Here is a 1957-nt window from a genome sequence, read left to right as displayed (position 1 = left end):
CTTATTGGCGATTGCATAGACGGTATCAGCATCCCAATCGTACTGTCCGTTGGGCAGCTTTCTTGCTTTTAAGATCCCTTCTTTGCGCCACCGGCCCAAAGTTGGGCGGCTGATTTGCAGGATCTGTAAGACCTCTTTCGCTTGCATGACATAATTGTATCATGAATTATGTTTTGATAGGGGATTGCCCAGAAACTTTGGCTATACGCGGCAATCATGACCAGCTGACCCATGATGGCGCCGAGAAATTGGGCTGCAATTTAGGGCGCGACTTCGGCCCAAGGAAAGAGGCCGGAAACCGCCAGCCCGACGGTGAACGCCGGGTTGATGTGGTTACCGGAGATGCTGCCGAAGAGCAGGGCGGGGATCATCACTCCGGCACCGTAGCCCACGGCGATGAGCATCCAGTCGGATCCGTTCCCCTTGGTGCCTTTGAGGTCGACGTTGGCCACTGCACCGTTACCGAGAATGATCATGATGGCGGTACCGATGAATTCTGCGGCGAGCCGCGCGAGCAAAGTGAATGACATAAAAATATCCAGCTTTCTGAATTAATAAGGGTATGAATCACGCGCCAGCGACCGCCGGGAAGGCTGAGGACTGTGCTGGCTGCCCAAAAAATTATTGGCCGGTGGCCGCGCTGAAGCCAGCACTGGCGGCGGCTTGGGCATCACTGAAGGACGCTCGGGCAGAGGCGGGGACAGTGTCAGGAACAGCCGTTGCCGGATAATACTGATGCGTGCGGGTGTCGCCCACGACTGCCTGTTCTTGACTGCGGCTGCTGGCACTGCTGGCGGAGGCGGCCTCTTGGCTGCTTCGACTGGCGGCGGCCGACGATGCACTGGCCGCGGATGCCGCGGACCGAGAGGAAGACGCTGCCGCGCTGGCACTTGCAGCCGCAACGGAAGACGCATCTGCAGCCGACTGTGAGGCAGCCTGGTCCGCAGCTGCTCGGCTGCTTTGAATGTCCGCTTGCGACTCTGCCCGCCGGCTGGCCGCGGCCGAAGTACTGGCGCTGGCATCGGCGGCAGCCTGGGCAGACGTCTTCTCGGCCACGGATTGGGCGCGTTCATCCGTTACCAGAGCGCCCAGCCCCGTGAAGGTGAGCAGGGCGACCAGCGCGCCGACTGTGAAGACTAGAACCGGCTGCTGCCAGCGGCGCTTACGCAGCAGGGCCGCGATCAGCCAGACCAGTCCCACCAGGGCCATTCCGCCGCCAATTACCAATAAGACAATCATCACCGTGCTCATCATCGGCACCGCTTCCTTTCTTACAGTCTATTATACGGGATTGACCGCACTGACGGCAGAAAAAAACCGTCCGGCACTTGCCGCACGGCCAATTTCTCACCGATTACTTGGTGATATCGATACTCTCCTCGCCGATGACCTTACCGAACGCGCCATTCCGAGCGGTCAGCTTGACGGCTGTCTTGCTGTCCTTGAGGGTGAAGTTGCTCGCCGCTTGCACGGACTTGCCCTTCTTCACCGGCGTCCCGGAAACGGTCAGGTACTTGTCCGCCGGCACACCGTCCGCATCTAGGGTGTTCTTGCCCTGGGTGACGGTGAGGGTGTCGTTGAAGGCCGCATCCGGCGTCGTCGGCGTGCTGCCTGTGTTCTTCAGCGTGTAGTAGAGTGCCACCACGGCATGGTCTGTATCATTACCCTTGGCGTGCGCCTTGAGTACCTTGGCCTTGTCGATGGTCACGGTGTAATCCGAGCGCTTCACCGTATCGTTCTTGAAGCCCTTAGAGACCGTGATATTACTGGCGTTTGCCTGTGTCTGGCCGCCAGACTGGCAAGCCCCCAGGGCCAGGGCGCTGAGCAGGGTGATACCAACCAATGCAAGTTTTTTCATGTGAGAAAGGTCCTCCTTGTGTTTACTAAATTTTGACCAACGTTAATAAGTTTACGCGGGAATCCGCGCGGGTACAAGGGTCGGGCGAAACAGTACCTT

General features: G+C 58.8%; 3 protein-coding genes and 1 pseudogene. All 4 read right to left on the bottom strand.

Going from position 1 to position 1957, the window contains the following annotated elements; translation table 11 throughout:
- On the bottom strand, positions 1-147 hold a 147-nt coding region (locus tag L248_RS16485; RefSeq protein WP_342665180.1), incomplete at its 3' end, for a helix-turn-helix domain-containing protein.
- Between the two features lie 116 nt (positions 148-263).
- Positions 264-530 (bottom strand): annotated as a pseudogene (locus L248_RS14765) (aquaporin); the annotation flags it as partial.
- Between the two features lie 91 nt (positions 531-621).
- Positions 622-1254, bottom strand: a complete 633-nt coding sequence (locus tag L248_RS14760) for a DUF2178 domain-containing protein (protein ID WP_022531064.1) — start codon at positions 1252-1254, stop codon at positions 622-624.
- A 100-nt stretch (positions 1255-1354) separates the two neighbouring features.
- Complete coding sequence (locus L248_RS14755; protein WP_022531063.1) at positions 1355-1858, bottom strand: DUF5067 domain-containing protein; 504 nt, start codon at positions 1856-1858, stop codon at positions 1355-1357.
- Between the last annotated feature and the right edge of the window lie 99 nt (positions 1859-1957).

The sequence above is a fragment of the Schleiferilactobacillus shenzhenensis LY-73 genome (assembly GCF_000469325.1).
Classification (GTDB): domain Bacteria; phylum Bacillota; class Bacilli; order Lactobacillales; family Lactobacillaceae; genus Schleiferilactobacillus; species Schleiferilactobacillus shenzhenensis.
The sequence above is the reverse complement of the archived record's forward strand: the minus strand, read 5'-3'. Positions and strand labels throughout refer to the sequence as shown.